This window comes from Mycobacterium sp. NGS27, assembly GCF_059813005.1.
This window is the reverse complement of the sequence record NZ_JCALDT010000011.1, coordinates 87,060-113,123: the sequence shown is the minus strand read 5'-3', so window position 1 is coordinate 113,123 and position 26,064 is coordinate 87,060. Positions and strand designations below refer to the sequence as shown.

Here is a 26,064-nt window from a genome sequence, read left to right as displayed (position 1 = left end):
CGATCGCCTACCCTAAAGACCGTGCTGGACTTACGCGGCGATCCGATCGCGCTGACCGCGGCGCTGGTGGACATCCCCAGCGAATCGCGGGACGAAGCGCGGCTGGCCGACGAGGTCGAGGCCGCGCTGCGGGCCCAGACCTCCGGGTTCGAGATCATGCGCAACGGCGATGCCGTGCTGGCGCGCACGCACTACCAGCGGCCGTCGCGAGTGCTGCTCGCGGGGCACCTGGACACCGTGCCGGTGGCCGCAAACCTGCCCAGCCGGCGCGAGGGCGGTGACCTGTACGGCTGCGGCACGGCGGACATGAAATCCGGCGACGCGGTCTTTCTGCATCTCGCCGCCACCGTGGCCGACCCGGTGCACGATCTGACGCTGGTGATGTACGACTGCGAGGAAATCGAGGCCGCCGCAAACGGATTGGGCCGCATCGAACGCGAGCTGCCGGACTGGCTGTCCGCCGACGTGGCCATCCTGGGTGAGCCGACCGGCGGCTACATCGAGGCCGGCTGCCAGGGCACGCTGCGCGTGGTGGTCAGCGCCACCGGGACCCGCGCCCATTCGGCGCGATCCTGGTTGGGAGACAACGCCATTCACAAGCTCGGCGCTGTGCTCGAGCGGCTTGCCGCGTACCAGGCGCGCAGCGTCGACATCGACGGCTGCGTCTACCGTGAGGGCCTGTCGGCGGTGCGCATCGACGGCGGCGTGGCGGGCAACGTCATTCCCGACGCGGCCGCGGTGACGGTCAACTTCCGTTTCGCGCCCGACCGTTCGCTGCCCGACGCGCTGCAACACGTGCACGACGTGTTCGCCGGGCTCGACGTGCACATCGAACAGACCGATGCGGCGGCGGGCGCGCTGCCCGGACTTTCCCAGCCCGCCGCCAAGGCCCTGGTCGAAGCGGCGGGTGGCAATGTCCGGGCCAAATACGGCTGGACCGACGTGGCGCGGTTCGCCGCATTGGGCATACCGGCGGTCAATTTCGGGCCCGGTGATCCCAACCTGGCGCACAAGCGCGACGAGCGGGTCGCGGTCGCCGACATCACCGCCGCGGTGGACGTGCTGCGCGGCTACCTGAGCGGCTGAGCCTCCCCCGCCGCACACCGCTGCGCCTGGGCGGCGGCGTCGGCGGCGGCCGCGTGCATGCCGATCGACGTCAGCTCTTCCGACACGGCCCGCAGCCCCGCGTCGTCGCCGGCGGCCAGCGCGCGGGCATGGGACAACGCGAGTCTGCCTGCGACACAATCGATCTCACCACAGAGCCGAGCCAGGGGATCGGCGGCCCGGATGTCGCCCAGCCGCACGGCCTCGTGCCAGACCCGCACCGCCGCACCCCGCTGCCCGCCGCGTTCGGCCATCCGGGCGGCGTCACGCGCGGCGGTCACCGCGCCGTGCGTGTCCCGTACCAGGGCCAGCCGCCAAGCCCGCGCCACACCGAGCTCCGGCGCGAACAGGGCCGACTTGGTTCCGTGCCGAGATTCGGCCCTGCTCAATGCCTTTGCCGCGGCCGCGGTGTCGCCCTGCTGGGCCAGCGCGGTGGCAAGCAGGGTGAGCGACAGCGGCCCCCACGAGTAACCGGTGCGCTCCAGGGTGGCGGCTGCCGGGACCAATAATGCTGCCGCAGAGGCGAAATCGCCACCGGCGATGAGCGCATGCGCCAGCAGCACCTCGCCGATGGCGCGGCCCGGCTGTTGCAGTTCGGCGAAGTCGGTGAACTGCTGCGCGACGTGGCGGGCTTGCTCGTGCCGCCCGGCCATCAACAGAGCGGTGGTCTGGCCTAGTCCGATCGTGAAGCGCAGCAGCCCAGGGTGTTCGGCGGTCAAGGCGCGCTGCGCCAGCGGCTCGACGTCGTCGAATCGACCCTCGCGTGCCGCGCACAACGCGGCCGCGCTGGCCGCCCAGGCCACCGCCTGGTCATCGGCCGCCGGCGACGCGAGGACCTCGGCGGCGACTTTTACGGCATGCCCGACATTGCCGGCGTTCATCGCGAAGGTCGCGCTGAGCGCGTCGAGCGTGGTCCGCGGGCCGATGTCGGTGACTCGGTTGCGCACCGTCCGCAGGAACGCGGTGGCGCGCTCCGGTTCGCTCAACATCCAGAACTGGTTGGCCGCGCGCAGCAGGGCCCAGTCCATCAGCGCCGCTTCGGTCAGCGCGGTGGAGTCGACCTCGGCCAGCACCGAATCGGCTTCGCGGCCACGGCCCTGCCAGCCCAGGGCATGCGCCAGCGCGAGCCGCGCCGATAACCCGCCCGACCGCAGCAGCGCCCAACGGGCCAGTCGTTCGCCCAGCGTCAGGTCGCCCAGCCGCAGCGCCTGCTGGGCGGCGGCGACGACGTCGGTCACGCGCGGGGGAGTGTCGCTGTCCAGCGCCAGCGACACCAGCCGCAACCGGTCGCTGAGGTGCTCGGACGGTCGCTGCGACAGCAGCCGGACGAGGTCGGTGCGTCGTTGCCGGGCCTCGTCGGGGTCGAGCCCGGCCCGCGTCCGCTCGGCGAACAGCGGGTGGGCCGTGTAGACGACCGGGTCGTCGGAGGATCCGCCCCGCGCCCGGGTCTCCGCGGCACCCCACGTCACCGCGTCGTGCACCGCGCCTTCGCCGGCGAGTGCGGTCAAGTCGGCGGCCGTCAGCGGCTCCGCGACCGCCAGATAATCCAGGACCGAGCGCGCCGCGGCGGGAAGCTCGTCGAGGAAGGTCTCGATCTCCGCCGGCGCGGTCGCCCCGGCGGGCGGCTCGATGTCGACCCGGGTCAGCAGCCCGTCGTTCCACAGCGCCGCGATCGCTTCGGGAGCGGGATCGGCGCGGGCGGTGACGATGAGCCGTCCCGCGCCGTCGCGCGCCAGCTGGTAGACCAGCGTGGCCGACAGCACGTCGAGGTGGTGGGCGTCGTCGACGACGAGCAACAGGTCGTCACCGCCCAGCGACGCCCGGGCGGCCCGCAGCAGTGCGGCCGGCTTGCCGATGTCGGAGATCTGCACCAGATGGCTGAACGCCCCGAACGGGACCGCGCGTTCGGTCGGGGTGCCGGTGACCCAACGGACGAGCGTGTTCGGGTGCCGATCCGCGAAACGCTCGGCGGCCACCCGGGCCAGGGTGGATTTGCCGACGCCGTCGGGCCCCAGCACCACCGCCCCCCGGGCCCCGTCGGCCAGAGCCGCATCCAGCCGCTCTGAGGCCGTCGCATGTCGGGGGACGTTCCATCGAATCGGCACCGCCGAATTTTATGGTGCGAGAGCCGGGCGGCAAGGCGAAAGCCCCAGATATGACGGCCCGGATGCGGTTGGTCTACCTTTGGCGGATATGCCCGGCCAACGCGATGCATCAGCCGAGTGGTCGGTGTGCGTGTACTGCGCATCAGGCCCCGAACATCCCGAATTGCTCTCAGTCGCAGCGGAACTCGGTGAGGCGATCGCCGAGCGCGGCTGGACGCTGGTGTGGGGCGGGGGCCGGGTGTCGGCGATGGGCGCGGTGGCGAGCGCGGCGCGCGCCCGGGGCGGCCGAACCGTCGGCGTCATCCCGAAGGTCTTGATGCGCCGCGAGATCGCCGACGTGGAATCCGACGAGCTGATCGTCAGCGACACCATGCACGAACGCAAGCAGGCCATGGAAGACCGCGCCGACGCGTTCATCGCGCTGCCCGGTGGCATCGGCACCCTCGACGAGTTGCTCGACGCATGGACGACGGCCTTCCTCGGTCTGCACGACAAACCCATCGTGCTGCTGGATCCCTTCGGCCACTACGAAGGGCTGTGGACCTGGTTGTGCGGTTTGCTGGACAGCGGCTACGTCTCCCAGGCGGCGATGGACCGGTTGGTGCTGGTCGACAAGGTGAGCGCGGCGCTGCAAGCCTGCGCACCGGGCTGAGGCCGCCGACGGGTTTGCCACCCCTACTAGGCTGTCCGCCGAGCTTGCCTTTGGAAACGAATCGAGGGGATCACGTGTCCGATCGTGACGGTGGAGCGCGCACGGCGGTCAAACTGACCGACATCGCATTCCGGGCGCCGGCCGTGCTGGCCGACCTGCCGGTGATCGCGCGTGGCGCGATGACCGGGCTGCTGGCCCAGCCGGGCTCCAAGAAGTCGATCGGCACGGTGTTCGCCGACCGGGCCGCCCGCTACGGCGACCGGATCTTCCTGCGGATGGGCGATCAGCAACTGACCTACCGCGACGCCAACGCCGCCGCCAACCGATACGCCGCCGTGCTGGCCGCGCGCGGCGTCGGTCAGGGCGATGTCGTCGCCATCATGCTGCGCAACTCGCCCAACACCGTGTTGGCCATGCTGGCCGCGGTCAAGTGCGGCGCGGTCGCCGGCATGCTCAACTACCACCAACGCGGCGAGGTGCTCGCGCACAGCCTCGGTCTGCTGGACGCCAAGGTGCTCATCGCCGAGACGGATCTGGTCAGCGCCGTGGCCGAGTGCGGCGGCTCGGGCAGCACCGAGACGCTGACCGTCGAGGACTTGGAGCGGTTCGCGCTGAGCGCGCCCGCCACCAATCCCGCCTCGGCGTCGGCCGTGCACGCCAGGGACACCGCGTTCTACATCTTCACTTCGGGCACAACGGGATTCCCCAAGGCCAGCGTCATGACGCACCTGCGGTGGCTCAAGGCGCTCGCGGCGTTCGGCGGTATCGGATTGCGGCTCAAGAGTTCCGACACCCTCTACTGCTGCCTGCCGCTCTACCACAACAACGCGCTGACGGTGGCGTTGTCGTCGGTGATCAATTCGGGGGCGACGCTGGCGCTGGGCAAGTCGTTCTCGGCGTCGAAGTTCTGGGACGACGTGATCGCCAACAAGGCCACCGCGTTCATCTACATCGGCGAGGTGTGCCGGTACCTGCTCAACCAGCCGGCCAAACCCACCGACCGCGCGCACAAGGTGCGCGTGATCGCCGGAAACGGGCTGCGCCCGGAGATCTGGGACGAGTTCACCGAGCGATTCGGCATCGCGCGCGTCTGCGAGTTCTACGCCTCCAGCGAGGGCAACGCGGCGTTCATCAACGTCTTCAACGTGCCCCGCTCCACCGGCGTCTTCCCGATGCCGCTGGCCTACGTCGAGTACGACCCCGACACCGGCGCCCCGCTGCGCGACGACAACGGGCGGGTGCGCCGCGTGCCGGCCGGCGAGCCCGGTTTGTTGCTCAGCCCGGTCAACCGGCTGCAGCCCTTCGACGGCTACACCGACCAGGAGTCGAGCGAAAAGAAGTTAGTGCGCAACGCCTTTCGTGAGGGCGACTGCTGGTTCAACACCGGCGATGTGATGAGCCCGCAGGGCATGGGCCACGCCGCGTTCGTCGACCGGCTCGGCGACACCTTCCGATGGAAGGGCGAGAACGTCGCCACCACGCAGGTCGAGGCGGCGCTGGCGTCCGACGACTCCGTCGAGGACTGCACCGTCTTCGGGGTCGAGGTTCCGCGCACCGGCGGGCGCGCCGGCATGGCCGCGGTCAAACTGCGCGGGGGCGCCGAGTTCGACGGGCAGTCGCTGGCCCGCGCCGTGTACGACCAGCTCCCTGCCTACGCGCTGCCGCTGTTCGTGCGGGTGGTGGAGTCCATCGAGCAGACCACGACCTTCAAGAGCCGCAAGGTGGAGCTGCGCGAGCAGGCCTACGGTTCCGACGTGAAGGACCCGCTGTACGTGCTGGCCGGGCGCGATAAGGGCTACGTGCCCTTTTACGACGAGTATCCCGACGAGGTAGCCGAGGGCAAGCGTCCGTAGGGCGCGACCCCTGCGCTGACGTCGCCCGTGCGCTCGCGGCGACGACACGCCGCGACAGCGCGCCCTGGCCGTACACTCGATCCCCCGGGCCGCGCGCGACGCGGCGACCGGGCACCATATACGTGTGCACTCGACACCGCCGGCGCCAGCCGGCCGTCCAACTCTGTGCGGCCGCCCGGTCGCAGGCGATCGTGCGCTGATCATGGCGATCATCAACCGCACCCCGGACTCGTTCTACGACAAGGGCGCGACCTTCAGCGACGAGGCTGCCAGGGCGGCCGTGCACCGGGCCGTCGCCGACGGCGCCGACGTCATCGACGTCGGCGGTGTCAAGGCCGGCCCCGGTCAAGAGGTCGATGCCGACACCGAGATCGCGCGGCTGGTGCCGTTCATCGAATGGCTGCGCGACGCCTACCCGGACCAGCTGATCAGCGCCGATACCTGGCGTTCCGAGGTGGCCAAGGTGGCCTGCGCGGCCGGGGCGGATCTGATCAACGACACCTGGGGCGGCATCGACCCGGCGCTGCCGGAGGTGGCCGCCGAGTTCGGGGCGGGCCTGGTGTGCTCGCACACCGGCAACGCGCTGCCGCGCACGCGCCCCTTCCGGGTGAGTTACGGAATCACCACACGCGGCGTGGTCGACGACGTCATCGCCCAGGTCACCGCGGCCGCCGAGCGGGCGGTGGCGTGCGGAGTGGCCCGTGATCGGGTATTGATCGACCCCACCCACGACTTCGGCAAGAACACCTTCCACGGGCTGCTGCTGTTGCGCCACGTGAGCGATCTTGTCGAGACCGGGTGGCCCGTGCTGATGGCTTTGAGCAATAAGGACTTCGTCGGGGAGACTCTGGGGGTGGAATTGACCGAGCGGCTCGAGGGGACGTTGGCGGCCACCGCGCTGGCGGCGGCCGCCGGCGCCCGGATGTTTCGGGTACACGAGGTCGCGGCCACCCGGCGGGTGCTGGAAATGGTCGCCTCGATCCAGGGCACCCGGCCGCCGGCGCGCACCGTGCGGGGCCTGGCATGACGACATCTGACCTCGTCGCCGGCCATGTCGCCGACGCCGGCATGCTCGCCGCACGCCCCGGCGACGTCTGGCTGGCCGACCGCAGCTGGAACCGGCCGAGCTGGACCATCGCCGAGCTGGAGGCCGCGAAGGCAGGGCGAACCATCTCGGTGGTGCTGCCGGCCCTCGACGAGGAAGAAACCATCGAGTCGGTGATCGAGAGCATCTCACCGCTGGTCGATGGGCTGGTCGACGAGCTGATCGTGCTGGACTCCGGCTCCACCGACGACACCGAGATCCGCGCCGTCGCCGCAGGCGCCCGCGTCGTCAGCCGCGAGCAGGCGCTGCCCGAAGTGTCGATCCGGCCCGGCAAGGGCGAGGCGCTGTGGCGCTCGCTGGCGGCCACCCGCGGCGACATCGTGGTGTTCGTCGACTCCGACCTGATCGATCCGCACCCGATGTTCGTGCCCTGGCTGGTCGCTCCGCTGCTCACCGACGACCGCATCCACCTGGTCAAGAGCTTCTATCGACGGCCGTTGCGCGGCAGCGAGCTCGCCGATCTCGGCGACGTGGCGACCGACGCGAGTGCCACCGGCGGTGGGCGGGTGACCGAGTTGGTGGCCCGGCCGCTGCTCGCGGCCCTGCGTCCGGAACTGGGCTGCATCGTGCAGCCGCTCGGCGGCGAATACGCGGCCACCCGCGAGCTGCTGACCTCGGTGCCGTTCGCCCCGGGCTACGGCGTGGAAATCGGCCTGCTGGTGGACACGTTCGACCGGTTGGGGCTGGACGCGATCGCCCAGGCCAACCTGGGGGTCCGCGCGCACCGCAACCGCCCGCTGGCCGAGCTTGGCGTGATGAGCCGACAGGTCATCGCGACCCTGCTGTCGCGTTGCGGGATCCCGGATTCGGGCGTAGGGCTGACGCAGTTCACGGCCGACGGCCCCGAGGGCTACGGCTACACACAGCACACGTCGCCGGTGTCGCTGGCGGACCGACCGCCGATGCAGGCGATCAGGCCGCGTTAGCCGCGCGCGAGGTCACGCTGACCGCCGCCCTGTCGGCGGCGTAGGGCAATATCGGTCACGTGGCGTTGGTGTTGCTGTACCTGGTGGTCCTGGTGCTGGTGGCGGTCGTGCTGTTCGGCGCCGCCAGCCTGTTGTTCGGTCGCGGCGAGCAGCTGCCGCCCCTGCCGCGGGGGACGACGGCCACCGTCCTCCCCGCGTTCGGGGTGACCGGCTCCGACGTCGACGCCGTCAAGTTCACCCAGGTCCTGCGCGGTTACAAGACCAGCGAGGTGGATTGGGTGCTGGATCGGCTCGCGCGCGAGCTCGAGGCGCTGCGCGGACAACTCGAAGCTGTGCACGCGTCGAGCGCGGGGCACCAGACCGAGGACGAATCGGGGGAACCAGACGACGGCGAGGATCGTCAGGATTCAGTGTGAATGAAGACAAACTGGTTCGCTGCGGTTGGGCGACCGCGCGGCCCGGACCCGATTTCGAGCTCTATCGCGATTACCACGATCGCGAATGGGGCCAACCGGTGCGCGACGGCGTCTCGTTGTTCGAGCGGATGAGCCTGGAGGCCTTTCAAAGCGGCCTGTCCTGGCTGATCATCCTGCGAAAAAGGGAGAACTTCCGGCGCGCGTTCGCCCACTTCGACATCACCACGGTCGCTGAATACTCCGATGCGGATGTGGAGCGGCTGATGGCGGATCCGGGAATCGTCCGCAACCGCGCCAAGATCGAGTCGACGATCGCCAACGCGCGCGCGGCCGCCGAGCTGGGCGGTCCGGCGGATCTGGCGGACCTGCTGTGGTCGTTTGCGCCATCGCCGCGGTCACGCCCGGCCAACCCGTCCCAAATCCCCTCGGCCACCGACGAATCGAGGGCCATGGCCCGTGAGCTCAAGCGGCGCGGGTTTCGGTTCGTCGGCCCGACCACCGCCTATGCGCTGATGCAGGCGACCGGGATGGTCGACGATCACATTCGTGATTGCTGGGTGCCCGCAACCGCCCGTTGAGCACACAGATGCGGGTCTTTGTTCAAGTGGCGACCTGGATAGGGAACAATGGGGGGGTGATAAGGCAGTTCGATGCCGGGCATGGCTTGAATTTCGCTGGCGGGGCATGCTCGGCGCCGACCAGGTCCGCACGGGCGGGCCAGCTCGAACCCGGAGGGAGCACTCGATGGCGGCGATGAAGCCCCGGACCGGAGACGGTCCTCTGGAAGCAACCAAGGAGGGGCGCGGCATCGTGATGCGAGTACCACTTGAGGGAGGCGGTCGACTTGTCGTCGAGCTGACGCCCGACGAAGCCGCTGCCCTCGGTGACGAACTCAAGGGTGTCACAAGCTCCACCTAGGGCCTGCCGCCGGCGGCGCTATGCACACACCTTTCGATAGATCTCCACGGTCTGCTCGGCGACGTGGGCCCAGGAGAACTCTTCGACGCAGCGCTGGCGTCCTGCCTCGCCGTAGCGTTGCGCTTTCTCCCTGTCGGCGATCAACTCGTTGACCGCATCGGCCAATCCGGCCTGATAGTCCCGCGGGTCGTCGGGACCGTAATGCACCAGCGTCCCGGTGATCCCGTCGGCGACCACCTCCGGAATCCCACCGACATCGGAGGCCACCACCGCCGTCGAGCAGGCCATCGCCTCCAGATTCACGATGCCCAACGGCTCGTACACCGAAGGGCACACGAAAACCGATGCCGCCGAGAGGATTTCGCGCAGATCCCGGATGGGCAGCATCTCCCGGATCCAGAACACCCCCGTGCGGCCGGCGGCCAGGGCGGCCACCGCGTCGCGAATCTCGTCGGCGATCTCCTGGGTGTCGGGAGCGCCGGCGCACAACACCACCTGCGCCTCCGGGCTGAATCGGTGGGCGGCCGCCACCAGGTGCGCCAGTCCCTTCTGCCTCGTGATCCTGCCCACGAACACCACGATGGGCCGGGCCGGATCGACGCCGAGTTCACTCAGCATCGATCCGGTTCGAACCGGCCCGGCCGGGTACCAGACGTCGGTATCGACGCCGTTGCGGATGACGTGCACGGCACTGGGATCCAGTGCGGGATAGACACGCAGAACGTCCTCGCGCATCGCGGCGCTGACCGCGATGACGGCGTCCGCGGCCAGCACCGCGGTCTGCTCGACCCAGCTCGAGATCCGGTAACCCCCACCGAGTTGCTCGGCCTTCCACGGGCGCAGCGGCTCGAGCGAATGCGCGGTCAAGACGTGCGGGACGCCGTAGAGAAGGGAGGCCAGATGCCCGGCCATGCCGGTGTACCAGGTGTGTGAATGCACCACGCTGGCCCCCTTCGCCGCATCGGCCATCATCAGGTCGGCCGACAGAGTCGACACCGCCTGGTTCGCGCCCCGCAGCCGCGCGTCGGGCTCATAAACGTGCACTCCCGGAACGCCCGGACGCGGTGCTCCCATGCAGTGCACGTCGACCGCGCAGAGCCGGCGCAGCTGGGCGACGAGTTCGGTGACGTGTACTCCCGCTCCGCCATACACCTCCGGTGGGTACTCGCGCGTCATCATGGCCACCCGCATACCCGAACGGTAGTTCGGCGACCGGGCCCGCCGCGAGTCGGGTTCGCCACACCGTGGGGCGCTCTCCGCGGTGTGCGCAGCCAAATACCTTGACGGACAGCCCCACAGAACGTCGTTAATCACCCCGTCCCCCTGGCAGCCCTCCGCAACGGCCGATAGGTTTGAAACCATGAGGGAAGCGCCACACGTGCTGGGCATCGTCCTGGCCGGCGGTGAGGGCAAGCGGCTGTACCCGCTGACGGCGGACCGCGCCAAGCCCGCAGTTCCCTTCGGCGGGGCCTACCGACTGATCGACTTCGTCCTGTCCAACCTCGTCAATGCCCGGTATCTGCGTATCTGCGTTCTCACCCAGTACAAGTCGCATTCACTGGACCGTCACATCTCGCAGAACTGGCGGTTGTCCGGTCTGGCCGGCGAGTACATCACTCCCGTGCCCGCGCAGCAGCGGCTCGGCCCGCGCTGGTACACCGGCTCGGCCGATGCGATCTACCAATCGCTGAACCTGATCTATGACGAAGACCCCGACTACATCGTGGTTTTCGGTGCCGACCACGTGTACCGGATGGACCCCGAGCAGATGGTCCGGTTCCACATCGACAGCGGCGCCGGCGCGACGGTGGCCGGCATCCGGGTGCCGCGCAGCGAAGCGACCGCGTTCGGCTGCATCGACTCCGACGAGTCGGGCCGCATCCGCAATTTCATCGAAAAGCCATTGGATCCGCCGGGGACCCCGGACGACCCCGAGCAGACGTTCGTATCGATGGGCAATTACATCTTCACCACCAAGGTGCTCATCGACGCGATCCGCGCGGACGCCGACGACGACCACTCCGACCACGACATGGGCGGCGACATCATCCCGCGACTGGTCGACGACGGGATGGCCGCGGTGTACGACTTCAGCGACAACGAGGTGCCCGGCGCCACCGATCGTGACCGCGCCTACTGGCGGGACGTGGGAACGCTGGACGCGTTCTACGACGCCCACATGGACCTGGTGTCGGTGCATCCCGTGTTCAACCTGTACAACAAGCGCTGGCCGATCCGCGGCGAGTCGGAGAACCTGGCGCCGGCCAAGTTCGTCAACGGCGGTTCCGCGCAGGAGTCGGTGGTGGGCGCGGGCAGCATCATCTCGGCGGCCTCGGTGCGCAACTCAGTGCTCTCGTCCAACGTGGTGGTCGACGACGGAGCGATCGTGGAGGGCAGCGTGATCATGCCCGGCGCCCGGGTCGGCCGCGGCGCGGTGGTGCGCCACGCGATCCTGGACAAGAACGTCGTCGTGGGGCCGGGCGAGATGGTGGGTGTGGATCTGGAAAGGGACCGGGAGCGCTTCGCGATCAGCGCCGGCGGTGTGGTCGCGGTGGGCAAGGGCGTCTGGATCTAACGCACCGGCGATGCGATTTGATCCGGGCGCGAAAGACGTTGATTTGCAGCGCGTAGCGCAGCGCGCGAACGCCTTCGGCGGCTGATCCGGCGGCTACCAGAGGTAGGGCACCAGCCGGTAGCGCACGCGCCGCGCGTATTCGCGGTATCCGGGTAGTTCCCGGACGAGCAGCTTTTCCTCGTCGAGGATGCGCAGCGCCAGCACCAGGGCGCCCGCGGGGACGAAGAGCAAACCCCAATAAGAGCCCAGCGCCAAGGGGATACCGATCATCATGGTCACGTTCCCGACGTACATCGGGTGGCGGACGAACTGATAGAGGCCCCGGGAAGCGACCGTCTGGCCGGCTTCCACCGTGACTGTGGCTGCGGCATAACTGTTTTGGGCGATCACCAGCATGGCGATGCCGAGGCCCGCCGCCACCAGCACGTCGCCGAGCAATGACACCAGGGGAGGCACCGACGACCAGCCGAACCGATGATCGAGAGCGCTGAACACCATCGTCGCGAAAAGGCCGAGAAACGAGCCGGTGATGATGAACTTCTGCGCCTTCCGGGGTTCCGCCCGCGGACCCGCGCGCATGCGGCGTTGCAGGGCCGCGGGATTGGTCCGGGCCAGGTAAACGGTGGGGATCAGCGTCGCAGCCGTGAACACGGCGACAAAGAGCCACGCCTGCCAGTAGTGCAGCGTGCCGGCTGGCAGTAGCAGGATCAGGGCCAGCGAGAGGATGCCCCACACCGATGACGCCGCTATACGGATGCCGGTTTTCATCATGCTCCTAGTTGCGTAGATCGCGGCGTCGAAAAGCCATGGCCCCCAGCGTCATCAGCCCTATGTCGATGGCCGACAGCCAGAGCAGGGGTACGACGGTGAAATCGGCGCCGATCCGCGGTATGTGCGCGAAGGGCTCCGCGTCGAGCAACCACTGGGAGAACCCGGCCAACGACCCGATCAGGTATAGGGAGATGAAGACGATCAGGACACCCCAGGCCACCGGCGTCAGGCGTGGCGCAATGCCGAACACGCAGACGGTGACGGCCGACAAGAGCCACACCGCGGGCAGCTGGACGGCCGCGCTTGCAACGACGGTGGGCAGTTCGGCGCCGACGTCGCCGACCGCGACGCCATAGACGACACCGGCGGTGATTCCGCTGGCCAGTATCGCGACCGCGGAGCCAGCTAGGGCAATCACCAGATGGCTTGCCAGCCAACGGGTTCGCGACACCGCGCCGGCCAGCACCGTTTCGGCCCGCAGGCTCGACTCCTCCTGGTGAAGTCGCAGGGTGAGCGAGACGGCGAACGCGGCGGCCACCATGCCCATCATCGCGAACGCCACGGCAATGAACGCCTCCTCGAGAGCACTGGTGCCGCCCATCCGTGCGACGATGTCGCGCGCCCCGCCACTGTCACCCAGCTCGTCGCCGATCCCGTGCACCACGCTGCCGATCAGCAGGCCGTACAGGCACAGTCCCACTGTCCACAGCAGCAGCGCGGCGCGGTCGAGCCGCCACGCCAGCCCGAAGGCGTCGCCCAGCGCGGGCGCCGCGGTGGCGGGGCCGGGGCGTTCCGCGACAAGCCCGGCGCCGACGTCGCGGCCGGCCAACAGCCGATACGCCAGGGCGGTCAGCGCGGCCGTCGTCACCAGGTGCAGCAGCAGCACCCACCAGCGATCGCCGGCATACGGTTTGACCTGAAGCGACCAACCGAGGGGAGACAGCCACGACAGCGTGCCGGCACCGGCGTCACCAACGGCACGCAGGGTGAACGCGGCGCCCAGCACGCAGAAGGCCGCCCCGCGGGCGAACCGGGCGCTCGGCGACAGCTGGGCGGCCACCGCGGCGACGGCGGTGAACACCAGGCCGGTGCAGGCCAGCGCGGCCCCGAATGCCAGCGAGCCGGCGGCCGGGACGTCGGTGCTCAGCAGGCCGACAGCACCGATCGCGCCGGTCGCAATCGAGGCTCCGAACGACAGCAGCAGCGCCGCGCTCAGGGCGGCGAAGCGGCCGATAGCGGTCGAATCCACCAGCTCCGTCCGCCCGTTCTCCTCGTCGGCGCGGGTGTGCCGGATCACTGTCAGGATGACGGCCACCGCGATCAGCGTGTGAAACATCCCGGCTTTCCAAATACCCACGGCGCCAAGGCTGTCGTTGTAGACCTGGCCGTAGAGGGCGCGCTGGGCCGGGCTGGCCATGATGGAGGCCTGGAACCCGGCGCGGGCGGAAGTGGTGGGGTAGATTTTCGCGATGCTGCCGACGTACACCGTCGCCAACGGCACCGACAGCAGCAACACCCATAGCGGCATCGAGATCCGGTCACGCCGCAGATAGAGCCGCAACATGGCGAGCGTGCCGGAAAAACTCGAACTCTTCTGCGGCACAGGCGATGCCGACGCGAATGGCCGGTCCAGCGTAGTGGTGCTCATGACAGCGACACCTTGGCCTCGTCGCGGCCGTGCCGACCGTCGCCGTCCGATGTGTCGTAGTGGCGAAGGAAAAGCTCTTCGAGGGTCGGCGGCTGGCTGACCAGGCTGCGCACCCCGGCATCGCCGAGCACGCGGATAAGCTCGCCCAGGCTTTCGCTGTCGACCTGGGCGCGCAGCGTGTTGCCCTCGACGCTGATGTCCTCGACACCCTTGATCCGGCTGAGATCGCCTGGATCGCCGGTCATTTCGGCCTTGATGGAGGTGCGGCTCAGGTGCCGCATGGAGCTCAGCGAACCGCTTTCGATGGTCTTGCCGGCGCGGATGATCGTCACCCGTTCGCACAACGCTTCCGTTTCGGCCAGGATGTGGCTGGACAACAACACCGTCGCACCCCGGTCGCGGGCCTGCGCCACGCACTGCTGAAACACGTTCTCCATCAAGGGGTCCAGCCCACTGCTGGGTTCATCCAGGAGCAGGAGCCTGGCCTGGGACGAGAACGCCGAGATCAGCGAGACCTTCTGGCGGTTGCCCTTGGAGTAGGTGCGGACTTTCTTGTGCGGGTCCAGGTCGAAGCGTTCGATCAGCTCGGCGCGCCGTTTCTTGTCGATGCCGCCCCGCATGCGCGCCAGCAGGTCGATGGTTTCGCCGCCGGTCAACGACGGCCATAGCGTCACATCGCCTGGTACGTAGGCGATGTGACGGTGTAGGGCGACGGCCTGGGTCCATGGGTCGCCGCCGAACAGCCGCACGCTGCCGCCGTCGGCCTTCGCCAAGCCGAGCAGGATGCGAATGGTCGTCGACTTCCCGGCGCCGTTGGGGCCGAGGAACCCGTGTACTTCGCCTTCCTGCACCGTGAGGTCCAGGCCGTCCAGCGCCCGCACCGCACCGAAACTCTTGGTGAGACCGTGGATCTCGATGGGCGCAGTACGAATGGATGTGTCACTTGGCATCGGATTCTCCTTGATCTTCAGCGGCCAGGAATGCGTCGTACATGGTCCGGTCGGCCAGCAGTCCCTCGGTGTAGACCTCGAGTGCGGGCAATATCATGTCGCGTGAGTAATCGCGCAGTACTGCGCGCAGATCCGTTGGCGTTTCATGCATTTGGATGTAGAGAAGAAAGCCGCCGCCGCCCGTGATGGCCAGGTACCTGGCCCGCGCTTTCGGGTCGCGGCTGGGCTTGATCGTCCCGGCGCGCACGCCCTCTTCCATGTATTCCTCGGCGTTGTCGATCATCCTGCGCCACAGCATGTTCGCCAGTTCTCCACCGGTCTGCATGCTGCGCACCAGATACGCCATCAGTGGCGCGAACTCCTCGATCTCGGCCATCTGGGCGAACCAGGTGGCCGGGTCGTTGGATTGCAGCGCCTCGGACTTGGTGCCGCGGATGGTCTCGGCGATGTAGTCCTCGCAGGCCTTGCGCAGGCCGTCCTTGGAGCCGAAGTGGTGGATCACCAGCGCGGCACTCACGCCGGCAGCTTCGGCGATGGCGCGAAGCCCGACGCCGAACCCGTGCTCGCCGAATTGCTCGATGGCCGCATCGCGGATCCGGGCGGCTGCCGTCAAGTCGGCTGAACGCATGTTCAGGACATTAAACGCACGTTCAGTCGTCGGTCAAGGAAGACACGCGTCAAGATTTCGTAAAGGCGTGGCGGGCACCCCAAAAAGGGTGGTCAGCGGCAAATAGGGCGGTCCGAGTCGGCCGGATCAGTCGCGGACGGCGGCCAGGATGCCGTCGCCGAGCGGCACCAGCGCCGGGGTGAGGCGCTCGTCCTCGGCGATCAGCCGCGCCGCCTCCCGCACCGCGACCACCTCGGCGTCGCGGGCGGCCGGGTCACCCGCACGGCCGCCCAGCGCGGCGCGGTGCACCACGATCACGCCGCCTGGGCGCAGCAGCCGCACGCCCTCGACGACGTAGTCAGGCTGATCGATCGGGTCGGCGTCGATGAACACCAGGTCGTAGGACTCGTCGGCGAGCCGGGTGAGCACCTCCTGCGCGCGGCCACCGATCAGCCGGGTGCGCGATTGACCGACGCCGGCTTCGGTGAACGCCTGCTTGGCCAGCCGCAGGTATTCGGGCTCGATGTCGATCGTCGTCAAGACGCCGTCGTCGCTCATGCCGGACAACAGCCACAGCCCGCTGACGCCGGCACCGGTGCCCACCTCCGCGACGGCCTTGCCGCCACTCAGCTTGGTGAGCAGGCTCAGCAGCGCGCCGACCGCCGGTGTCACCGCGCCGGCGCCGATGTCCTCGGCCCGCTCCCGCGCGGCCGCCAACAGCGCGTCTTCCGATATCGAGCTTTCGGCGTGCGCGAAGAGCGATTCGGCCCGGCTGGGCGCTGCCTGGCCGGGGGCTTCTGCGTCGGTGCCGTCCATGCGGGCAGCGTATTCCACTTCGGCGCGCAGTCCGACAGGCGCGCCTGAATCAGATCGGGGTGACACGCCCAACTGTCCAACTGCGTTTAAGGTCACTGCGCGATGGATATCTCCTGCACAGCGCAGGTAACGATACGGTTTCTCAGGGTCAGCTCAGATTGTTCATATACCGCACATACTCCGGTACGCGACGGTAGCCCTATGGATCGCGGAGGGCGTTGGACCGGGAATACCGAATGGGAACTACCTGTTGCCGCCAGTGACGAAGTGCCATTGTTCGGCACGCCGGATTCGGAGGATTTGATCATCACCACGCTTCTCAGCCCGTCCAGCATGTCTCATGCGCAGGAGCTCCCCGCCGACGAGTGGGTGGAGCCGTCCGACGTGCTGCAAGGGACTGCGGTGTTCGACGCGACTGGCGACAAGGCGGCCATGCCGTCCTGGGACGAGTTGGTGCGCCAGCACGCCGACCGGGTGTACCGGCTGGCCTACCGGCTTTCCGGCAATCAGCACGACGCCGAGGACCTCACCCAGGAGACCTTCATCCGGGTCTTCCGGTCGGTGCAGAACTACCAGCCGGGAACGTTCGAAGGGTGGTTGCACCGCATCACCACGAACCTGTTCCTCGACATGGTGCGCCGGCGCTCGCGCATCCGGATGGAGGCGCTGCCCGAGGATTACGAGCGGGTGCCCGCCGACGAACCGAACCCCGAGCAGATCTACCACGATTCCCGGCTGGGCCCCGACCTGCAGGCCGCGCTCGATTCGCTGCCGCCGGAATTTCGTGCCGCCGTCGTGCTGTGTGACATCGAGGGTCTGTCCTACGAGGAGATCGGTGCCACGCTGGGCGTCAAACTGGGCACGGTCCGCAGCCGCATTCACCGCGGCCGCCAGGCGCTGCGGGACTACCTGGCCGCGCATCCCGATCACGACGCCGTGCGCGCCAAGTCGGCGTAATCGCCGACCGCCCGCCTAACGGTCGGGCAGCTATTCAGCGGCTTTGCGGTCTTGGCCTCGGCATCGCGCGCCCTCTCGCGTTACATTCGAATAAGGCGGCGTTAAGAAATGAATGGCGAGGAGTTGGTGATGCCCGATCGTGGACATGTGTTCCGTCGCGCGTTTTCCTGGCTCCCCGCTCAGTTCGCCTCCCAGAGCGACGCGCCCATCGGGGCACCGCGCCAGTTCGGATCCACCGAGCACCTGTCCGTCGAAGCGATCGCGGCGTTCGTCGACGGCGAGCTCCGGATGAACGCGCACCTGCGGGCCGCGCATCATCTGTCGTTGTGCGCCCAGTGTGCGCGCGAGGTCGAGGACCAGAGCCGGGCGCGCGCTGCGCTGCGCGATTCGTGCCCCATCCGCATCCCCAGCACGCTGCTCGGCATGCTCGCCGACATTCCCTATGAGTCGCCCGACGACTCCTCCGCGCAGGCAACCGACCGCTTCGCCGACCGTGACGGACGTGAGCGGCGCAAGCGCCGGTAGCGTCCAGCCCACCCCACACGCGGTTCATGCCGACCGGCGGCGCGCCGTGGATACTAGGGTGGACACGGACAACGCCGGTGCCGCGGGTTTCGCTTGGCAAAGGCCTGTCTCGAGCGCTCAAGTAGAGGATCCAAAGGGATAACGTGACCTCCGACCAAGGCTACGACCAAGCAAAAGACAGCGGTAGCCGCTTGGCGCCGCGCCCCATCTCGCGTCCGCCGGTCGACCCCGCATCGAGCCGGGAGTTCGGTCGTCCCGCCGGCCTACGCGGGTCGTTCGTGGCCGAACGGGTCCGTCCGCAGAAGTACCGTGACCAGGCCGAATTCCGGCCGAGCGACCGACCGGCCGACCCTGTCCTGCAGGAGGCGTTCCACCGTCCGGACGGCAGCCCCGACTCGCTGCAGCGCCATCCGGTGGACGCCAACGCGTTGGCCGCCGAGAAAGACGGTGCCGAGCCCGAAGAACTCGACGATCCCTGGCGAGACCCGGGGGCCGCGGCGGCGTTGGGCACCCCGGCGGTCGCGCCCTCGCGGTCCGGGACCGCGCTGGGCTACGGCGGCAAACTTGGTGTGCGCGACGTGTTGTTCGGCGGCAAGGTGTCCTACCTCGCGCTGTTGGTCTTGCTGCTGATCGCGTTGGTCATCGGCATGCTCGGCGGCGTGATCGGTCGCAAGACGGCCGAGGTCGCCGAGGCGTTCACCACCTCCAAGGTGACGTTGTCGACGAACGGCAACGGAGAAGGCCCGGCCGGACGCTTCGCCAAGGTGGCCGCCGCGACGGCGGGCTCCGTGGTGACCATCGAATCCAAGAGCGACCAGGAGGGCATGCAGGGCTCCGGCGTGGTCATCGACGGCCGCGGCTACATCGTCACCAACAACCACGTCATCTCCGAGGCGGCGAACAACCCGAGCCAGTTCAAGACGACGGTGGTGTTCAACGACGGCAAAGAGGTGCCGGCGAACCTGGTCGGCCGCGACCCCAAGACCGACCTGGCCGTGCTCAAGGTCGACAACGTCGACAATCTGTCGGTGGCGCGCCTCGGCGATTCCGACAAGGTGCGGGTGGGTGACGAGGTCCTGGCCGCGGGTGCGCCGCTGGGCCTGCGCAGCACCGTGACGCACGGCATCATCAGCGCGCTGCACCGACCGGTGCCGCTGTCGGGGGAGGGCTCGGACACCGACACGGTGATCGACGCGCTGCAGACCGACGCGTCGATCAACCATGGCAACTCCGGCGGTCCGTTGATCGACATGGATTCGCAGGTGATCGGCATCGATACCGCGGGTAAGTCGTTGTCCGACAGCGCAAGTGGGCTGGGATTCGCGATCCCGATCAACGAGGCCAAGCAGGTCGCCGAGACGCTGATCAAGGATGGCAAGATCGTGCACCCCACGCTGGGGGTCAGCACCCGGTCGGTGAGCAACGCGATCGCCTCCGGCGCCCAGGTGGCGAACGTGAAGGCCGGCAGCCCCGCGCAAAAGGGCGGAATCCTGGAGAACGACGTCGTCGTCAAGGTCGGTAACCGCAAGGTGGCCGACGCCGACGAGTTCGTCGTCGCCGTGCGGCAGTTGACCATCGGCCAGGATTCCCCGATCGAGGTCGTCCGCGACGGCCGGCACGTCACGCTGACCGTCAAACCAGACCCTGACGGCAGCTGATGTTCGGCAGCCTGAGCTGGGAGCACATGCTCGTCCTCGTCGTGGTCGGGCTGGTGGTCCTTGGGCCGGAGCGGCTGCCGGGCGCCATCCGGTGGACGTCGAACGCCTTGCGTCAGGCGCGTGACTACCTCAGCGGCGTGACCAATCAGCTGCGCGAGGACCTCGGCCCGGAGTTCGACGAGCTGCGCGTTCCGCTCAGCGAACTGCAGAAGCTACGAGGCATGACGCCGCGTGCGGCGCTGACCAAGCATCTGCTCGACGGCGACGACTCCTTCCTGACCGGCAGCTTCGACAAACCGGTCAACGGCGCGCCGCCGCACATCGCGCCGTCGGACTCCGCCGCGGCGAACGGCCAGGCGATGGCGGCCGAACAGCGGCCCAGCGGTCACACGCCATTCGACGCCGACGCGACCTGAGCGCCACCGCGCGCCGCGGGCGTCGTCAGAGCCTCAGCGCCGCGTCGGGTCGAGCCCCAGCGATACGCCGGCGAGCCCGCGCTTGCGCGACGACAAGCTGTCGGCCACTCCGCGCAGCGCCTTGCCGACCGGCGAATCGGGTGCGCTGAGCACCAGCGGCGTGCCGGAATCGCCCGCGGCCACCAGCTCGGGATCCAGCGGGATCTGCCCCAGCAGCGGCACGTCGGCGCCGACCGCCCGGGAGAGCCGCTCGGCCACCTGCCGGCCTCCGCCCTCACCGAACACCTGCAGCGTGGAGCCGTCGGGCAGGGTGAGCCCGGACATGTTCTCCACGACGCCGACGACGCGCTGCCGGGTCTGCAGCGCGATGCTGCCGGCCCGCTCGGCCACCTCGGCGGCGGCCAGCTGCGGCGTCGTCACCACCAGGATCTCGGCGTTCGGGATCAGCTGCGCCACCGAGATGGCGATGTCCCCGGTCCCCGGCGGCAGGTCGAGCAGCAGCACGTCGAGATCGCCCCAGTAGACGTCGGCCAGGAACTGCTGCAGCGCGCGGTGCAGCATCGGCCCGCGCCACACCACCGGGGTGTTGCCCTCGGTGAACTGAGCGATGGAGATGACCCGCACCTCGTGCGCGATGGGCGGCAGGATCATCGACTCGACCTGGGTGGGCCGGTCGGTGGTGCCCATCATCCGGGGGATGGAGTGGCCGTGGATATCGGCGTCCAGCACCCCGACCGACAGGCCGCGGGCCGCCATCGCCGCCGCCAGATTGACCGTGACGGTGGACTTGCCGACCCCGCCCTTCCCGGACGCGACGGCGTAGACCCGGGTCAGCGAATTCGGTTGGGCGAACGGGATAACCGGCTCGCGGGCATCGCCGCGCAACTGCTTGCGCAACTCGGTGCGCTGCTCGTCGTTCATCACGTCCAGGGTGACTTTGACCGCGCCGGTGCCCGGGACGTCGGCGACCGCCTGGCTGACGCGGTCGCTGATCTCGGTCTTCTTCGGACAGCTGGCGGTGGTCAGGTAGATCGCGACATGCACCGCGCCGTCTGGCTCGGTGTCGATGCTCTTGACCATGCCGAGTTCGGTGATCGGACGCCGCAGTTCGGGGTCGATCACCTTGCCCAGGGCGGTGCGGATCGCCGCGCTCAGGTCGGCTGCTGAATCGGAAGAGTCATGGCGGGACATCACCGCCGAGTGTAGGCGTGCGCGACGATCCGGTTTCGCGGCGACCCTTCGCCACGGGCTGGTTAGCTGGCCGAAACCGGTCCCGGGTGCTTCGGCTTGAGGACGCCGGGCGCCGCGCCCGACGGGCCGGCGGACTTGGGCGCCTGCGCCGCCTGGGAGGGCGCGGCGGCTGGGGGCGTTGACGCCGCGACCGGGGGCGCCGGCGGTGGGCCGGCATCCGGGGGTGGTGCGCCGAACGGCGGCGGCGCCGGGGGCGCGATCGGCGGCGGCGCAGGGGGCGGGGCGCCGAACGGCGCCGGCGCCGCTGGTGGCGGGGCACCGAATGGCTGTGGAGGTGCGAACGGCTGCGCCGGACCCGTGGGTGGCGTGCCCTGCGAACCGATGCAGATCACCGTGCAACCGGGAACCCGGGCGGGCGCCTGCGCAGGCGCGGGCGTCATCCACGGGAACGTCGGCTGGGAACCGGGGAGCCCCGGGCTGCTCAAGTCGATCAGCGGAATGCGGGCCAGCGGGTCGTCGAGCGGCAGGCCGTTGATGTTCATCGGCAGGTTGGGGCCGAGCCCTTCGGCGTGCTCGAGGTGCGCGTCGCCCAGCGGCGGCGGCGGCCCGGTCATCGGCGGCAGGTCGACGGGCACGACGCCGGTGGCGTAGGCCGCCGCCCAGCCCAATACGTTCTGCGCGTAGGGCATCGAGTTGTTGTAGCGCAGGATCGCGGTCAGCACTTGCGACTGCTCACGCAGGTTGAGTCCGCCGCTGCACAAGTATCGGGCGGCCGCCAGGGTGGAGTCGAAGATGTTCTGTGGATCCGCCACGCCGTCGCCCTTGCCGTCGGAGGCGTAGCGCGCCCACGTCCCCGGCAGGAACTGCATCGGCCCCATCGCGCGGGCGTAGGTGACGCGGTTGCCCGCGCTGCTCTGGATGATGGTCTCGTTGCCGGGCAGCGAACCGTCCAGGGACGGACCGTAAATCGGGGTGATCGCGGTGCCGCGTGAGTCGACCGCACCGCCGCCCGCGTGGCCCGACTCGATGCGCCCGATTCCGGCCAACAGGTTCCAGCTGACGCCGCAGCCCGGCGCGGCGACGGCCATCTTCTGTTCCGCATTGCGGTAGGCGGCGAGCGCGATGCTCGGAATGCCCAGTGCGCCACGCGCATTCACGATCATCGCCGGCGGCGGAGCGGACAACGCGGGCCCGGCGACGTGAAAGGCGGTGGGGCCCCGGTCCATCGCGACGACGGCGGGCCCGGTGAGATCGGGGAAGGTCGGGGAGACCGCGGCCACCGGGGTGACGGCGGCATGCCGCGGCGGCATTCGCACCGGAAGGGAGGGAGCCGCTGCGCTGACCGCCCCCGCGAAGACCAATGGAGCAATCATTGCCACGCCGAAAATCGGCTTGCGCGTGTTCCGAAGTGCTCGCTGCCGCAGAGACGCGGCGGCGGGGCTTTCACCCCGGCTTCCCCCTATGCGCACTCGACCGTCCTAGATGTGTGAGCTGGGTCAACTTTCTGTTAGCTCGGTGAACCAGATCACCATACATAACTCTTGTGACACGAGTGGCGCAATGGTCGAAATGGTTCTCACCTGGATTTCTTAGTCGTTCGCTCGAGGGCGTCGCCGTCCGAAATCGTGTCGCCAGCTGCGCTTTCCGGCTGCAATCCAGCCAACATCTCGCGCAAATCCTCGAGCTCGTGGCGCAGGTATTCACGCGTCACCACCTCGCCGACTGCCAGTCGCACGGCGGCTAGTTCGCGGGCCAAGTACTCGGTGTCGGCCTTGGTTTGCGCGGCCCGGCGGCGATCGTCTTCCAGTGCGACGCGGTCCCTGTTCTCCTGGCGGTTCTGGGCCAGCAGGATCAGGGGCGCCGCGTAGGCGGCCTGCGTGGAGAAGGCCAGGTTCAGCAAGATGAACGGATACGGGTCCCAGCGCAGTCCCACGGCGAACAGGTTCAGCGCGATCCACACGAAGACCACGACCGTCTGTAGCAGTAGGTAGCGGCCGGTGCCGAAGAAGCGTGCGATCGACTCGGTGAACTGCCCGACGGTATCGGGATCCAGCCGCGGCGAGTACCTGCGCGACGTCCGGGGCGTGTACAGCCCCCGTGGTGTCGTGGACTTGCTCACGCGGGTCCTCCCAGTCCTTCGAGCCGGCCGGCGGTGTCGAGTTCCTGCATATCCACCCGCCAATCGTGCGGCAGCAGGTGATCGAGCAGGTCGTCGACGGTGACCGCTCCCAACAGATGGTTCTGGTCGTCGACGACGGGTCCGCACACCAGGTTGTACGCGGCGAGGTAGCGGGTCACCGAGACGAGCGGCGTCTCCGGCGTCAAGGTGAGCAGGTCGCTGTCGACGATCCCACCGACCAATTCGCCGGGTGCCTCCCGCAGCAGTCGCTGCAGCGTCACACAACCCAGGTAGCGCCCGGTGGGCGTCGCCGTGGGCGGCCGCACCACGAACACCATGGACGACAGCGCGATGCTGAGATCCGGATCGCGGACGCGGGCCAGCGCCTCGGCGACGGCCGTGTCCGCCGTCAGCACCACCGGGTCCGAGGTCATCAATCCGCCCGCGGTATCGGGCGAGTGGGTGAGCAGGCGGCGCACCGAGGCCGAATCCCCGGGATCCATGCGGGTCAGCAGCATTTCCGCATCGGTCGGATTCAGCACGCCGAGCAGGTCGGCGGCGTCGTCGGGGTCCATCTCCTCGAGCACGTCGGCGGATCGCTCGGTGCCCAGCTGCGAGAGCACCTCGGCCTGGTCCAGCTCGGGCAGTTCCTGCAGGATGTCGGCCAGCCGGTCGTCGTTGAGCGCCTTGAGCACCTCGTAGCGACGCTTGGCCGGCAGCCCGCGGATGGCGTCGGCCACGTCGACCGGTTTGCGGCCCTCGAACTGGTCCAGCAGTTGCGCCACGCCTTGGCCGGGCAGCGCCAGGGCCGAGGGCGTCAACCCCTGCACGCTGTGCCAGTCGACGACGTGGACGGGGCCCCGCCGTCCCAGCCGGCGCTGGCTGCGCACGGCGACCCGGCTCACCATCCAGTCGCGCGTTCGGATCTGCTCGATGCCCAGGTCGGTGACCACCACGTCCAGGCCGGCCAACTCGGGCAATTCGGGGTCGTTGACCTTGACGACGGTGTCGAGCACCTGGCCGATCGCGAGCACCTCCCCGGGCCGTTGAACGAAATGACGCAACGACACATTGCCGGTGCTCAGCGTCACGGCGTTGGGCTCGATGGAGGCGACGCGCAAAATCGGGATGAAGATGCTGCGCCGCGTCGCGAGGTCGACGACCAGTCCGAGCACCCGCGGTTGCTGGCGAACGATGCTGATGCTGATCACGACATCACGCACTCGGCCGACGGATTCGCCGAGCGGACCCAACACCAACATCCGCGCCAGCCGCGCGACGTACACCCTGCTGACCGATCCCATGGAAGTAAAGCCTAGGCAGCCGTCGGCCCGGTGACAGACAACCCCGCTGCGGCCGAGCTGGGTCTGATGCGCTAACGCGTGTGCATCGCGAAGAGCAAAAACACCAAAGTCACGCCCAGCGTGGCGATTCCGATGACGATGCCGGCAACCGCCAGGCCGAAGCCGTCCTGCCGGGTTCGCTTGATCTGTCTCACGGCGATCGCACCGAGCACGATGGCCACGATCGACCCGACGCAGCACAACAGGCCGGTGAACGAAGAGATGAGAGAGGCGATCGCCAGCGCGTTCGTCCCAGGCTTCTGGGGCGGGACAGATCCATAGCCACCGTGATAATCGGGCGTCGGGTAGTAGCCGCCCTGATAATCCGGCGTCGGGTAGAAGCCGCCCGAATAAGCGGGCGGCCCGTAGGTGGGCGGGCCGCCATAGGGCGGAGGCGGCGGCGGATAGGCCGGTGCGCCATAGCCCGGCGGCTGCTCGTACCCGGGCGGCGGAGCAACGGGCGGCGGGTACGGCGGTGGATAGCCGGATACGTGTTCGGGGTTTGGCGGCGGGTACGGCGGCGCGGATTCGGGCGGCGGCGCGGCGGGCGGATGCCAGGGCGCGGTCGCGTCCGGCTGCTCGCCGGCCGCGCCGCCGGCGGGCGAGTCGGCCTTGTCGTCGTGGCCACCCTCGCCGAAGCCGCGCCCGGGTGCTGTCATGGTGTTCAACCTAGCCCATGCGCAGGTGGCGGTTGCCGCCGCGAATCGCCGACGGGCACACCGACATTTCGGGGCCGGCAGCAGCGAAATCCCGGCTCGTCGCGGCCGGGGCCCGACTTTGCAACGCGGGACGCAGCATGTTTTCGCAGGTGACGAAACGTCGGTGGATAGGGTGGACAGGCTTGAGATGAAACCACGGCCGACGCGGAGGACAATGAGCGGCGATGACTAATCCTTTCCAGCCGGGGCAGGTTCCCGGCGCTACGCCTCCGGGCGCGGCGGGGCGCCGTGGGACGCCGGGACTGCCGACGCCGCCGCGGGGCTGGCCGGTCGGGTCCTATCCCACCTACGCCGAGGCGCAGCGCGCCGTCGACTACCTGTCGGACCAGCAGTTCCCGGTGCAGCAGGTGACCATTGTCGGCGTCGACCTGATGCAGGTGGAGCGGGTCACCGGCAGGCTGACGTGGCCGAAGGTGCTCGGCGGCGGCGTGCTCAGCGGAGCGTGGCTGGGGTTGTTCATCGGCCTCGTGCTGGGCTTCTTCAGCCCGAACCCGTGGGGGGCGCTGGCCACGGGTCTGGTCGCCGGTGTCTTCTTCGGGCTGATCACTTCCGCTGTTCCCTATTCGATGGCCCGCGGCACAAGGGATTTCAGCTCGACCATGCAGTTGGTAGCCGGGCGGTACGACGTGCTCTGTGATCCGCAAAACGCAGAGAAGGCGCGGGACCTGTTGGCGCGCTTGGCGATCTGAG

At 69.0% G+C, this 26,064-nt stretch carries 26 protein-coding genes; 14 read left to right on the top strand and 12 right to left on the bottom strand.

What is annotated here, in order from left to right; genetic code table 11:
- Nucleotides 1-21 precede the first annotated feature (21 nt).
- The gene (dapE, locus tag AC5Y30_RS23860; protein WP_499921539.1) at nucleotides 22-1,086 is read left to right on the top strand and encodes a succinyl-diaminopimelate desuccinylase; all 1,065 of its coding nucleotides are present in this window, start codon (nucleotides 22-24) and stop codon (nucleotides 1,084-1,086) included.
- Here dapE and AC5Y30_RS23855 read toward each other — a convergent pair.
- Nucleotides 1,071-3,209 (bottom strand): AAA family ATPase, encoded by a 2,139-nt coding sequence (locus tag AC5Y30_RS23855; protein ID WP_499921537.1) that lies wholly within the window; start codon nucleotides 3,207-3,209, stop codon nucleotides 1,071-1,073. The two genes, dapE and AC5Y30_RS23855, sit on opposite strands and share 16 nt — an antisense overlap.
- A gap of 88 nt (nucleotides 3,210-3,297) precedes the next feature.
- Here AC5Y30_RS23855 and log point away from each other — a divergent pair, with 88 nt between their 5' ends.
- From log to AC5Y30_RS23820, 7 genes are all read left to right on the top strand, one after another.
- Nucleotides 3,298-3,861: a cytokinin riboside 5'-monophosphate phosphoribohydrolase gene (log, locus tag AC5Y30_RS23850; RefSeq protein WP_499921536.1), complete on the top strand. Its 564-nt coding sequence runs from the start codon at nucleotides 3,298-3,300 to the stop codon at nucleotides 3,859-3,861.
- 74 nt (nucleotides 3,862-3,935) lie between these two features.
- On the top strand, nucleotides 3,936-5,714 hold the full coding sequence (gene fadD6 / locus AC5Y30_RS23845; RefSeq protein ID WP_499921535.1) for a long-chain-acyl-CoA synthetase FadD6: 1,779 nt from the start codon (nucleotides 3,936-3,938) through the stop codon (nucleotides 5,712-5,714).
- 202 nt (nucleotides 5,715-5,916) lie between these two features.
- Nucleotides 5,917-6,741 carry a dihydropteroate synthase gene (folP, locus tag AC5Y30_RS23840; protein WP_499921534.1) on the top strand — a complete coding sequence of 275 codons (825 nt, stop codon included), beginning with the start codon at nucleotides 5,917-5,919 and terminating at the stop codon, nucleotides 6,739-6,741.
- On the top strand, nucleotides 6,738-7,745 hold the full coding sequence (locus tag AC5Y30_RS23835) for a glucosyl-3-phosphoglycerate synthase (protein WP_499921533.1): 1,008 nt from the start codon (nucleotides 6,738-6,740) through the stop codon (nucleotides 7,743-7,745). Before folP ends, AC5Y30_RS23835 begins: the two co-directional genes overlap by 4 nt.
- Nucleotides 7,746-7,804: 59 nt before the next feature.
- Nucleotides 7,805-8,161 carry a DivIVA domain-containing protein gene (locus tag AC5Y30_RS23830; RefSeq protein ID WP_499921531.1) on the top strand — a complete coding sequence of 119 codons (357 nt, stop codon included), beginning with the start codon at nucleotides 7,805-7,807 and terminating at the stop codon, nucleotides 8,159-8,161.
- The gene (locus tag AC5Y30_RS23825; protein ID WP_499921530.1) at nucleotides 8,158-8,739 is read left to right on the top strand and encodes a DNA-3-methyladenine glycosylase I; all 582 of its coding nucleotides are present in this window, start codon (nucleotides 8,158-8,160) and stop codon (nucleotides 8,737-8,739) included. Before AC5Y30_RS23830 ends, AC5Y30_RS23825 begins: the two co-directional genes overlap by 4 nt.
- A 166-nt stretch (nucleotides 8,740-8,905) precedes the next feature.
- The gene (locus AC5Y30_RS23820) at nucleotides 8,906-9,079 is read left to right on the top strand and encodes a DUF3117 domain-containing protein (RefSeq protein WP_066995255.1); all 174 of its coding nucleotides are present in this window, start codon (nucleotides 8,906-8,908) and stop codon (nucleotides 9,077-9,079) included.
- Between the two features lie 18 nt (nucleotides 9,080-9,097).
- On the opposite strand, the gene glgA is transcribed toward AC5Y30_RS23820, so the two are convergent.
- Nucleotides 9,098-10,270 carry a glycogen synthase gene (gene glgA, locus AC5Y30_RS23815; RefSeq protein WP_499921529.1) on the bottom strand — a complete coding sequence of 391 codons (1,173 nt, stop codon included), beginning with the start codon at nucleotides 10,268-10,270 and terminating at the stop codon, nucleotides 9,098-9,100.
- A 169-nt stretch (nucleotides 10,271-10,439) separates the two neighbouring features.
- On the opposite strand from glgA, the gene glgC reads away from it, so the two are divergent.
- Nucleotides 10,440-11,654, top strand: coding sequence for a glucose-1-phosphate adenylyltransferase (gene glgC, locus AC5Y30_RS23810; RefSeq protein ID WP_499921527.1), 1,215 nt, complete (start codon nucleotides 10,440-10,442; stop codon nucleotides 11,652-11,654).
- Nucleotides 11,655-11,747: 93 nt separating this feature from the next.
- On the opposite strand, the gene AC5Y30_RS23805 is transcribed toward glgC, so the two are convergent.
- The 5 genes from AC5Y30_RS23805 to AC5Y30_RS23785 form a co-directional block, all read right to left on the bottom strand.
- Nucleotides 11,748-12,422, bottom strand: a complete 675-nt coding sequence (locus AC5Y30_RS23805; protein WP_499921526.1) for a methyltransferase family protein — start codon at nucleotides 12,420-12,422, stop codon at nucleotides 11,748-11,750.
- Between the two features lie 7 nt (nucleotides 12,423-12,429).
- Nucleotides 12,430-14,073 carry an ABC transporter permease gene (locus AC5Y30_RS23800; protein ID WP_499921525.1) on the bottom strand — a complete coding sequence of 548 codons (1,644 nt, stop codon included), beginning with the start codon at nucleotides 14,071-14,073 and terminating at the stop codon, nucleotides 12,430-12,432.
- On the bottom strand, nucleotides 14,070-15,023 hold the full coding sequence (locus AC5Y30_RS23795) for an ABC transporter ATP-binding protein (RefSeq protein WP_499921523.1): 954 nt from the start codon (nucleotides 15,021-15,023) through the stop codon (nucleotides 14,070-14,072). Before AC5Y30_RS23795 ends, AC5Y30_RS23800 begins: the two co-directional genes overlap by 4 nt.
- Nucleotides 15,013-15,651 (bottom strand): TetR/AcrR family transcriptional regulator, encoded by a 639-nt coding sequence (locus tag AC5Y30_RS23790; RefSeq protein ID WP_499921522.1) that lies wholly within the window; start codon nucleotides 15,649-15,651, stop codon nucleotides 15,013-15,015. The genes AC5Y30_RS23795 and AC5Y30_RS23790 overlap by 11 nt, the downstream gene beginning before the upstream one ends.
- Before the next feature lie 126 nt (nucleotides 15,652-15,777).
- Nucleotides 15,778-16,446 carry an O-methyltransferase gene (locus AC5Y30_RS23785; protein WP_499921521.1) on the bottom strand — a complete coding sequence of 223 codons (669 nt, stop codon included), beginning with the start codon at nucleotides 16,444-16,446 and terminating at the stop codon, nucleotides 15,778-15,780.
- A gap of 201 nt (nucleotides 16,447-16,647) precedes the next feature.
- On the opposite strand from AC5Y30_RS23785, the gene sigE reads away from it, so the two are divergent.
- From sigE to tatB, 4 genes are all read left to right on the top strand, one after another.
- Complete coding sequence (gene sigE, locus AC5Y30_RS23780; RefSeq protein WP_499921519.1) at nucleotides 16,648-17,403, top strand: RNA polymerase sigma factor SigE; 756 nt, start codon at nucleotides 16,648-16,650, stop codon at nucleotides 17,401-17,403.
- A 129-nt stretch (nucleotides 17,404-17,532) separates the two neighbouring features.
- On the top strand, nucleotides 17,533-17,928 hold the full coding sequence (rseA, locus tag AC5Y30_RS23775; protein ID WP_499921517.1) for an anti-sigma E factor RseA: 396 nt from the start codon (nucleotides 17,533-17,535) through the stop codon (nucleotides 17,926-17,928).
- A 143-nt stretch (nucleotides 17,929-18,071) separates the two neighbouring features.
- Nucleotides 18,072-19,586, top strand: coding sequence for a serine protease HtrA (htrA, locus tag AC5Y30_RS23770; RefSeq protein WP_499921515.1), 1,515 nt, complete (start codon nucleotides 18,072-18,074; stop codon nucleotides 19,584-19,586).
- Nucleotides 19,586-20,002, top strand: a complete 417-nt coding sequence (gene tatB / locus AC5Y30_RS23765) for a Sec-independent protein translocase protein TatB (protein WP_499921513.1) — start codon at nucleotides 19,586-19,588, stop codon at nucleotides 20,000-20,002. Before htrA ends, tatB begins: the two co-directional genes overlap by 1 nt.
- Before the next feature lie 33 nt (nucleotides 20,003-20,035).
- Here tatB and AC5Y30_RS23760 read toward each other — a convergent pair whose 3' ends face one another.
- The 5 genes from AC5Y30_RS23760 to AC5Y30_RS23740 all read right to left on the bottom strand — a co-directional run bounded on the left by AC5Y30_RS23760 (nucleotide 20,036) and on the right by AC5Y30_RS23740 (nucleotide 25,314).
- A complete protein-coding gene (locus AC5Y30_RS23760; RefSeq protein ID WP_499921512.1) occupies nucleotides 20,036-21,193 on the bottom strand; it encodes an Mrp/NBP35 family ATP-binding protein in 1,158 nt (385 codons plus the stop codon).
- A gap of 62 nt (nucleotides 21,194-21,255) precedes the next feature.
- Nucleotides 21,256-22,662, bottom strand: coding sequence for a lytic transglycosylase domain-containing protein (locus AC5Y30_RS23755; RefSeq protein ID WP_499921510.1), 1,407 nt, complete (start codon nucleotides 22,660-22,662; stop codon nucleotides 21,256-21,258).
- 107 nt (nucleotides 22,663-22,769) lie between these two features.
- Entirely contained in the window at nucleotides 22,770-23,312 is a 543-nt protein-coding gene (locus AC5Y30_RS23750) for a DUF1003 domain-containing protein (RefSeq protein ID WP_499921509.1), read from the bottom strand.
- The gene (locus AC5Y30_RS23745) at nucleotides 23,309-24,616 is read right to left on the bottom strand and encodes a magnesium transporter MgtE N-terminal domain-containing protein (protein WP_499921507.1); all 1,308 of its coding nucleotides are present in this window, start codon (nucleotides 24,614-24,616) and stop codon (nucleotides 23,309-23,311) included. Before AC5Y30_RS23745 ends, AC5Y30_RS23750 begins: the two co-directional genes overlap by 4 nt.
- 71 nt (nucleotides 24,617-24,687) lie before the next feature.
- The gene (locus AC5Y30_RS23740) at nucleotides 24,688-25,314 is read right to left on the bottom strand and encodes a DUF4190 domain-containing protein (RefSeq protein ID WP_499921505.1); all 627 of its coding nucleotides are present in this window, start codon (nucleotides 25,312-25,314) and stop codon (nucleotides 24,688-24,690) included.
- A 224-nt stretch (nucleotides 25,315-25,538) separates the two neighbouring features.
- Between AC5Y30_RS23740 and AC5Y30_RS23735 the strand changes: the two genes are divergently transcribed.
- Nucleotides 25,539-26,063, top strand: a complete 525-nt coding sequence (locus AC5Y30_RS23735) for a YflT domain-containing protein (protein WP_499921504.1) — start codon at nucleotides 25,539-25,541, stop codon at nucleotides 26,061-26,063.
- Nucleotide 26,064: the final 1 nt, after the last annotated feature.

Bases quoted from the DNA above. Each gene is read 5' to 3' on its own strand.
- log (WP_499921536.1), top strand. From the start codon at position 3,298: ATGCCCGGCCAACGCGATGCATCAGCCGAGTGGTCGGTGTGCGTGTAC.
- folP (WP_499921534.1), top strand. From the start codon at position 5,917: ATGGCGATCATCAACCGCACCCCGGACTCGTTCTACGACAAGGGCGCG.
- AC5Y30_RS23835 (WP_499921533.1), top strand. From the start codon at position 6,738: ATGACGACATCTGACCTCGTCGCCGGCCATGTCGCCGACGCCGGCATG.
- AC5Y30_RS23820 (WP_066995255.1), top strand. From the start codon at position 8,906: ATGGCGGCGATGAAGCCCCGGACCGGAGACGGTCCTCTGGAAGCAACC.
- glgA (WP_499921529.1), bottom strand. From the start codon at position 10,270: ATGCGGGTGGCCATGATGACGCGCGAGTACCCACCGGAGGTGTATGGC.
- glgC (WP_499921527.1), top strand. From the start codon at position 10,440: ATGAGGGAAGCGCCACACGTGCTGGGCATCGTCCTGGCCGGCGGTGAG.
- AC5Y30_RS23805 (WP_499921526.1), bottom strand. From the start codon at position 12,422: ATGAAAACCGGCATCCGTATAGCGGCGTCATCGGTGTGGGGCATCCTC.
- AC5Y30_RS23800 (WP_499921525.1), bottom strand. From the start codon at position 14,073: ATGAGCACCACTACGCTGGACCGGCCATTCGCGTCGGCATCGCCTGTG.
- AC5Y30_RS23795 (WP_499921523.1), bottom strand. From the start codon at position 15,023: ATGCCAAGTGACACATCCATTCGTACTGCGCCCATCGAGATCCACGGT.
- AC5Y30_RS23790 (WP_499921522.1), bottom strand. From the start codon at position 15,651: ATGCGTTCAGCCGACTTGACGGCAGCCGCCCGGATCCGCGATGCGGCC.
- AC5Y30_RS23785 (WP_499921521.1), bottom strand. From the start codon at position 16,446: ATGGACGGCACCGACGCAGAAGCCCCCGGCCAGGCAGCGCCCAGCCGG.
- sigE (WP_499921519.1), top strand. From the start codon at position 16,648: ATGGATCGCGGAGGGCGTTGGACCGGGAATACCGAATGGGAACTACCT.
- rseA (WP_499921517.1), top strand. From the start codon at position 17,533: ATGCCCGATCGTGGACATGTGTTCCGTCGCGCGTTTTCCTGGCTCCCC.
- tatB (WP_499921513.1), top strand. From the start codon at position 19,586: ATGTTCGGCAGCCTGAGCTGGGAGCACATGCTCGTCCTCGTCGTGGTC.
- AC5Y30_RS23760 (WP_499921512.1), bottom strand. From the start codon at position 21,193: ATGTCCCGCCATGACTCTTCCGATTCAGCAGCCGACCTGAGCGCGGCG.
- AC5Y30_RS23745 (WP_499921507.1), bottom strand. From the start codon at position 24,616: ATGGGATCGGTCAGCAGGGTGTACGTCGCGCGGCTGGCGCGGATGTTG.
- AC5Y30_RS23740 (WP_499921505.1), bottom strand. From the start codon at position 25,314: ATGACAGCACCCGGGCGCGGCTTCGGCGAGGGTGGCCACGACGACAAG.
- AC5Y30_RS23735 (WP_499921504.1), top strand. From the start codon at position 25,539: ATGACTAATCCTTTCCAGCCGGGGCAGGTTCCCGGCGCTACGCCTCCG.